Here is a 7,164-nt window from a genome sequence, read left to right as displayed (position 1 = left end):
ATAAAATGCTTATTGGTGCTGGAGTTCTAGCACTTGGTACATTAGGTTTATTTTGGTATAAAAACAAAAAGAAAAAAGAGCAACAAACGTTAGATGTTCCGCACGAAGTTGTAGAGCCTGCTCAAATTCCTGCATCGGCTACGCCTAGTTATAACGGCAACGCAAATGCTAGTACAACCGCAACAGGAAAAGACATTTATAAGATATTAAAATTTGGTAGCAAAGGAAACGAAGTAAAAGCCTTGCAAACCGAATTAAAAGTGAGTGCCGACGGAAAATTCGGAAATCAAACACTTACCGCCTTACAAAAAGCAAGAGGCGTAAATCAGATTAGTTTGTTTAATTTTTTTAAAACAAAACAAGCAACGCCAGTAAAACCAGTTGAATCAGCAACGGCAGAAAGTCCGTTTACAAAAGGACAAAGAATAATGGTAAACATTCGTTCGGGATTTACCGCACAAGATGTGCAAGTAAAAGCGGACGGAACTTATTTTACCAACGGTACAAATAAAATTACAGGTTTAGATTTTGGCGACAAAATCGGAGTTATAAAATCAGTTTTAAAAAACGCAAGCAACGGAACGGTAAGATATGTTGTTGAAAACACATTTTTAGGCGTAAACCGTTTGTTATGGGTTGCACACAAAAACGTAGCGTTAATAAAATAAATTTTTTGCTATGACTACAAACACAAAAATAGGGTTGCTTTTTACACAATTGATAATTTCGATATTATTAATTACAGATAAAAACCCAGCCCCACAACCACAAAAAATGACGATATGAGTTTTTTATTTTCAAACGCAGGACTTTTTTTAAATTCTATGACAAAATATGGGATCAATACGCCTTTGCGTATTGCTCATTTTTTAGGTCAGTTAGCACACGAAAGCGCAAATTTTTCGGCAGATGTTGAAAAAATAACCGTTAAAGATGCTCAAAGAAAATACCAAAACCACAAGTATTTAGGTAATAAATTGGCTGGCGATGGATATAAATTTCGGGGGCGTGGTTTAATACAATTAACAGGGCGTGGAAATTATCAAAGATATAAGGACTATTCGGGTGTTGATATTGTTTCTAATCCCGATTTAGCCTCTAGGTTAGACATTTCAATAGATATTGCTTGTTGGTATTGGACTAGAGGAAGTTCGTGGGGAAATCTAAATAAATTTGCCGATAAAGACAGTATAAAGAGTGTTACTATTGGTGTAAATGGTGGTACAAACGGACTGGAAGACAGAACTATTAAAACTAATTACTTCAAAGCCCAAAAAATAACTTTGGAGTTATTAAAAAAAAAATTCCGCCCAGTCCGCCGAGTTAAAATGGAAAGCAGGAAGCCTAATACTGGTTTTTGGAACAATCTTTTTAATTACCAAAATCCCAAAAATAAAAACCCTTTTACATAAACTTACTACAAATGAATAAAATAATACTAAAAGTAAACAACTGGTTTCAGTCGCACGAGTATCAATTGCAATTTTTTTCAATGTTATTAGCAACCGCTTTTTTTGGTGCATTTATCAAAATTTATAAAGAACCTAACGAGCCTAACAAATGGAGAATAAGTAGATTTTTTGCAGAGTTTATAGTTTCGCTTTTAGTTGCTGTAACAGTATATGAACTAAACGAATACTTTTTACATTTTCCTATTTTATTAGTTATGGTTTTATGTGTTTGGGGCGGTTCTATGAGTGGTAATTTGTACGAAAATGTAGAGGAACTGGTAGATAGTATTTTTGACAGTCTAAAAACATTTTTTTCTAATAAATTACAAATAAGCATCTTATTTATAGGTTTGTCAATAGCGGTTGTAGGTTGTAAAGCCAAGCCAATTATAAGCACAAATACTAAAGAAACAGAAAAAACAATCGAAATTATAAAAGAAAAAACCACCGATAATAATTTAGCGGTTATCGATAGCTTAAAAATATTGATTCACAACGTAAAAACGTCAAAGCCCGAATGTGATAGCATTACAAACGCCAAGATAGATGAGTTACTATTGCAAATTAATTCTAAAAAAACATCGGGCGATAATTCTTTCGGGGTTTATTACGATAAGTTACGAAAAGAACTCATTGCCTACACAAAACTAGGGGCAACAACAACGGAAGTAACCAGTAATCATAATTATAAAACAGAAGTTTTAAAAGAAGTATCTGTAAAAGAAATTCCAGTGAGGTATGTGCCTAAATGGATTCAAATTTTAGCTTATATCGGTGCTGGTGCAATTGCATTTGGAGTTTTCAGAATTGTAAAAATGTTTTACGCATGAGTATAAAAAAAGTAATAGCAATCGGTCTAGTAACTGGAGCGGTTGGATATGTTTTAGTAAAACAAAAAATAGACAAACTAACAAAGCAATTTGATAGTATAAAAATTTTGCCTACTGGTTTAAGTGCTTTAAAATTAGATTGGAACGATTTTAAACCACAACTAAAATTTAATTGTGATTTAAGCTTTGCCAATCCGCTTACGGATTCTTTCGAGATAAACGGAGTAGTAGCAAAACTACAACGCATTATAATTTTAGATGCAACAGGAAAAGCCATAGGAGTTGCCACGCCAAACGTGGGAAAAATTGTAGTTCCTGCAAATGGTAATTATACGTTACGAAACGTGCCGTTTGTTCTCGATTTGCAAGGCAGTATTATAAACATAGTAAACTACAAATTACTAACGCTAAAAAACTTAAAATTTGAAGCCATAGTAAGTATTTTGGGTGCAGAATATAAAATTAGATAATGAGTGTAATAGCAAGATTTAACGATTTAAACAATAGAGATTCTAGCCGTGAGGAAATAGAGTCTTTACTTGTTTGTGCTAAAGCAGAAAATAACACCGAGATAGTTTTTAGGTTATCGAAAGTGTTAAATACCTTTCCTGACAAAGACTTGTTTCACTTGACTATCAAGGAATACAAAGAAGCAGGACTAAACGGATTACAACATACTGGCGAATACAAAGAAGCCCTAGACGATTGCGGACGACTGAAAAAAGGCTATAAATTTCATTTTGGAAAAATAGTAAAAGTTGAAGCGAAAGTAAGCCGTGAAGTGGCAAACGTAGAAACTCTAGTAACGGCTAAACTTCAAGAAAAAACTACAAAAAGTAAAGTAGCAAAACGTATTTTAAAAGAAACGCCAGCGAAAGTAAAAAAAGAAGTTAGAAAAGTAGCTACAAAATCAGTAGATGTTTTAGATCTTCCAGTAACCAAAATTTTTACCGATGAAAAGCGTTTCCAAAATCGAAACAAACTAAACGAACATATTTTAACTCAAATTATAAAAAATTATTCATCGAATAAGTTTGATGCAATTGTAATATGGCACGATACCAAACTAAAAAAAGATTTTGTTTTAGCAGGACACCACCGCTTTGAAGCTATAAAAAGATTAGGCAAAAAAAGTATTATGGCAAAGTTCTTTAATGGGACAGAAGCCGAAGCCGTGCAATATGCCAAAGTAGAAAGCAACGCAAACCGAAGCCTAGAATTACCACAAGAACGGGCTAAAATTTGGAGAGAAAAACTACAAAACACAAGCCCAAAAGAAAAAAAAGAAATTTTTGACGAAGCAAAAAAAATCGAGGGCAAAAACGCAAATTATATTCTTAATTTAAGTTTTCTGAACCCAAAAGGATTGATGCTACAAACATTAGATAGCCTAGGAGAAACGCCCGACAAACAAAACGCTACAATTATTGAAAAAATGGCAGACTGGATAGGCGAAGCTCGTAAACAGTTTTTTGGCAAATTAAACGATGCTAACGAAGTTGAAATGTTTAAATTTTTGCAAGATAAAAACCAGTCTTTACGCATAAAAACCAAAGCCGATTTTTTGCATATAATAACCGCAAATACAGGCTTATTGTTTCATTATGGCGATACGCTAAATTTAGCTCGTTTTAAAAATAAAACAGAGGGCGAAAACGCATATGATAGCGAATACAAAGAATTACAAACACAAATAGAAACGGCAATTGCTAACAAACAAAATCTAATAGACAGGATTAAAAACCCTACCCATAAAGATTTTATAAACCCGAAAGACAAGGATTATAATTTAGTAATAAAAGCACTAGAAAAAGCCATTGACAAATACAATAATGAAATAAAAATTTATCAAAGTAAACTAATTGATTTGTCCCGAAAAAAAGGAAGTTATACAAGTGCAGGAAGTAATCAGGTTGGACTGTTTGGCGGTTTAGAAATTAGTACCGAAACATTTAAAAAAATGAGCGTTACTGAATTAAGAAATTTTACAATTGATTATTACAATAAAAATTTAAAAGGTAAAAAAGTAGCTATAAAAAATGCTTTAAAAGAAGTTTTTTTTACCGCAAACGCTGGGCGTAAAATATTAAAACCTATTTATTCTGAAAAAGTGGCGGTTATCGAACACCTAGAAGAATTAATAAAAAATTCTACTTATAATAATTTTGGATTAAGAAAAAACAGTGACAGCAAAGATGTTTTAGGTTTTTTAAATTTTAAATCTAAAATTACGATTGACGGAATAAAACGCCACGTTAGAATATCGGTAATTTTAGATATTCAGAGAAAAACAAAATTTAAAAGTTTTGAAGTGGGAAAGATTAAAAAAAGTGGCAATTTCAGTGAGGTGCAGAAAATCGGCAATCCTAAAGACGGTGAAATTAAACCACTTTCTAACAACAAAGATAACAAAAATAATACCAAAAATAAAAATAATTCTGAAAACGGATTAAATATTCCTAAACCAGTTGCCACAAACCGTCAATCATTAGCGTACAAAATGGCAAACAAGCCAGCCGTAGCCGAATATTTTACCATTGGCAACAAAGATATTTCCAGTTTTTTAGGCAAAGTAGAACGCAAACAAAAAGAAAGCGTTTTTATATCGCTTACTGGAGGACAGGGAAGTATGAAAACTAGAATGTGTTTTCAGTTTATGAACGCCCTAGCACAAAATTATAAGGTAGGACACGCCAGTATCGAGGAACACCCCGAAAGTGTGTTATACTTCGACAAGGCAAAACAATACCTTAACCAAACGGCTTTAAACAACATTGAAAGTCCAGAGATAACAAATTTACAAGAATTGCACGCATTAGTAGAAAATAACGATGTAATTGTTATTGATAGTTATACAAAAATGCAAGAAATGGTTAAGGGTTTTGAAGTTGACAAGGATTTACGAAAAAAATACAACGGAAAATTATTTATTGTCATTTTCCAGCAAACAACCGACGGCAAAATGCGTGGCGGTTCTAAATCCCAGTTTGATGCCGATATTGTTTTGTTTACAAAAAAAGAAGCGGATTACCGAGATAATTACATTTATGCAGACAAAAATCGTTACCAAAACAAACCGCTAGACGGATTGCATTTTAATATTTATAACGGCAAACTGGTTGCGGAAAATTCAGAAACAGAAAGTACCGACGGTTTAGAAAATACACTAGAGCAAATAAACAAATTACTATCATTTAGCATTAATTAAAATGGAGTTTATTATTTCAAATCACGCAAAAAAAAGGATTTTTGAAAGAAAATTATTTTTACCATCTGAAATTAATTTAGTCTTAACAAAAAATAAAATTAAAAAAAGGGTACGTGAAATTTGTAAAAAAAATGGTTTTTCTTCAAGTTTAATTTACTGGAGAAGTAATGAAAAACAACCAGTAATTTATGTGTGTGAGATAATAGATATTGCAACGTACAAAGTAATAACAGCTTTTAGATTAGAAAATTAAAATGACAACACAAGACAAAATAAATGATTTAGTAAAAAAGCGTGATAACGCTAGAACATCGGAACAAAAAAGAAATTTGCAAATATTAATAGACAACCAAAAAGCATTTTTACAAAACGAAAATAAAGGATTAAAAAAACCACAAATTATGAAAAAACATTTTGACGTTGTTTATGTAACAACAAGCGGTAGATTAATGGTAGCGAAAAATATTATTGCAGAATCGGAAGCAGAAGCAAAAGAAAAGGTAATAAAAGAAATGCGAGCGTCAAAAACATTTAAGGAAGTTAAAGCGACAATTGGCTTAAAAGCCCCAGCCACAAAAGGACTACGTACACTATGCGCAAAAGCGTTTAGCGTTACGGGACTTCGTAAAAAGGACGGAACACAAAAGAAAGGTTTTGTAACCAAAAAAGGCGGTAAAATAGTAAAGAAAGTTACAAAAAAACCAGTTGCAAAAAAATAAATTATGGCTGAAAGTATTTATTTTAAGAAAGAAAATAACGGAAACGTAACGATTAGAGAGGTTATAGCGGATAAAATAATTTACTCGCTACAACCAAACCAAAACGTTACAAAAGACATTTCAAATAATAACAATATCATTATAAAAAGTGCTATCGGGAATAACCAAGATAGGGGCATTGTTATAAATATTGAAGATATAAACCCGTTTATGTCTTTACCTCCGTTTCCTAGTGCCTCTCTTTATGGGCGAAGTTTATTGCAGCCTTATGTAAATATAGACAACTATATAATTGACTTAATTAATAATTTTTTTTTTGAAGTAAGTAGTAATAACAATTCCAATGATTTAGATGGCGGAACAATATCTTAAATAAAACGAATATGAGCGTAATAAGAATAAAAAGAAAACTTACAACTGGTGCGCCAGTTGTAACAGACTTACAAGTAGGAGAGCTTTGTGTTGTAATTCCCGACAAAAATTTATATATAAAAACAGATGTTTCGACAGTTGTTTTTTTAGGTGGGTTTAGTGCGTTTGTAGATGCTATTTTAACAGGCAATCCAACCGCTCCAACGCCTTTACAATCTGACAATTCTAACAGTATTGCAACAACGGCTTTTGTAAAAACATATACAGACAACGCCATTAGTACATTAGTTGGTTCAGCCCCCGAAGCGTTAAATACGCTTATGGAACTTGCTACACAAATGCAAAATGACGAAGCTGGCGTAGTTGCGCTTACAGCATTGGTAGGTACGAAATTAGACGAAAATTCAACTATCGACGGAGGTTCTTTTTAAAAAATGGCAAATCCAATTAAAATAAAAAGAAGTAATACGGCTTTGTCCGTTCCCTCATCTTTATTAGATGGGGAAATTGCTATTAATCAGAAAGATAAAAAAATATTTTATCGTGATGATTTAGGCGTGGTTCAGTCTGCGGACTTAATTTTG

At 32.5% G+C, this 7,164-nt stretch carries 9 protein-coding genes; all 9 read left to right on the top strand.

Translation table 11 applies throughout. From position 1 onward, the window contains the following. Positions 1 to 668: peptidoglycan-binding protein (locus ACHZC3_RS11895; protein WP_394760074.1), on the top strand; the 668-nt coding region annotated here is incomplete at its 5' end. A gap of 114 nt (positions 669 to 782) precedes the next feature. Beyond that, positions 783 to 1,412 carry a glycoside hydrolase family 19 protein gene (locus tag ACHZC3_RS11890; RefSeq protein ID WP_394760072.1) on the top strand — a complete coding sequence of 210 codons (630 nt, stop codon included), beginning with the start codon at positions 783 to 785 and terminating at the stop codon, positions 1,410 to 1,412. An 11-nt stretch (positions 1,413 to 1,423) separates the two neighbouring features. Continuing rightward, positions 1,424 to 2,281 carry a hypothetical protein gene (locus ACHZC3_RS11885; protein WP_394760071.1) on the top strand — a complete coding sequence of 286 codons (858 nt, stop codon included), beginning with the start codon at positions 1,424 to 1,426 and terminating at the stop codon, positions 2,279 to 2,281. Next, positions 2,278 to 2,751: a hypothetical protein gene (locus ACHZC3_RS11880; RefSeq protein ID WP_394760070.1), complete on the top strand. Its 474-nt coding sequence runs from the start codon at positions 2,278 to 2,280 to the stop codon at positions 2,749 to 2,751. The genes ACHZC3_RS11885 and ACHZC3_RS11880 overlap by 4 nt, the downstream gene beginning before the upstream one ends. Continuing rightward, positions 2,751 to 5,489, top strand: coding sequence for a hypothetical protein (locus tag ACHZC3_RS11875; RefSeq protein WP_394760069.1), 2,739 nt, complete (start codon positions 2,751 to 2,753; stop codon positions 5,487 to 5,489). The genes ACHZC3_RS11880 and ACHZC3_RS11875 overlap by 1 nt, the downstream gene beginning before the upstream one ends. A gap of 1 nt (position 5,490) precedes the next feature. Beyond that, entirely contained in the window at positions 5,491 to 5,742 is a 252-nt protein-coding gene (locus ACHZC3_RS11870; protein WP_394760067.1) for a DUF4258 domain-containing protein, read from the top strand. Position 5,743: 1 nt separating this feature from the next. Further along, positions 5,744 to 6,208 carry a hypothetical protein gene (locus tag ACHZC3_RS11865; protein WP_394760066.1) on the top strand — a complete coding sequence of 155 codons (465 nt, stop codon included), beginning with the start codon at positions 5,744 to 5,746 and terminating at the stop codon, positions 6,206 to 6,208. Between the two features lie 3 nt (positions 6,209 to 6,211). Then, on the top strand, positions 6,212 to 6,580 hold the full coding sequence (locus ACHZC3_RS11860) for a hypothetical protein (protein WP_394760065.1): 369 nt from the start codon (positions 6,212 to 6,214) through the stop codon (positions 6,578 to 6,580). A gap of 11 nt (positions 6,581 to 6,591) precedes the next feature. Beyond that, positions 6,592 to 7,011, top strand: coding sequence for a hypothetical protein (locus tag ACHZC3_RS11855; protein WP_394760064.1), 420 nt, complete (start codon positions 6,592 to 6,594; stop codon positions 7,009 to 7,011). Positions 7,012 to 7,164 lie beyond the last annotated feature (153 nt).

Source organism: Flavobacterium sp. (assembly GCF_043720215.1).
GTDB lineage: Bacteria > Bacteroidota > Bacteroidia > Flavobacteriales > Flavobacteriaceae > Flavobacterium.
Note: the sequence above shows the minus strand (reverse complement) of the source record. Positions and strands in the feature narration are given on the sequence as shown.

Excerpts from the sequence above, each read along its gene's own strand:
- ACHZC3_RS11890 (WP_394760072.1), top strand. The coding sequence starts at position 783 with ATGAGTTTTTTATTTTCAAACGCAGGACTTTTTTTAAATTCTATGACA.
- ACHZC3_RS11885 (WP_394760071.1), top strand. The coding sequence starts at position 1,424 with ATGAATAAAATAATACTAAAAGTAAACAACTGGTTTCAGTCGCACGAG.
- ACHZC3_RS11880 (WP_394760070.1), top strand. The coding sequence starts at position 2,278 with ATGAGTATAAAAAAAGTAATAGCAATCGGTCTAGTAACTGGAGCGGTT.
- ACHZC3_RS11875 (WP_394760069.1), top strand. The coding sequence starts at position 2,751 with ATGAGTGTAATAGCAAGATTTAACGATTTAAACAATAGAGATTCTAGC.
- ACHZC3_RS11870 (WP_394760067.1), top strand. The coding sequence starts at position 5,491 with ATGGAGTTTATTATTTCAAATCACGCAAAAAAAAGGATTTTTGAAAGA.
- ACHZC3_RS11865 (WP_394760066.1), top strand. The coding sequence starts at position 5,744 with ATGACAACACAAGACAAAATAAATGATTTAGTAAAAAAGCGTGATAAC.
- ACHZC3_RS11860 (WP_394760065.1), top strand. The coding sequence starts at position 6,212 with ATGGCTGAAAGTATTTATTTTAAGAAAGAAAATAACGGAAACGTAACG.
- ACHZC3_RS11855 (WP_394760064.1), top strand. The coding sequence starts at position 6,592 with ATGAGCGTAATAAGAATAAAAAGAAAACTTACAACTGGTGCGCCAGTT.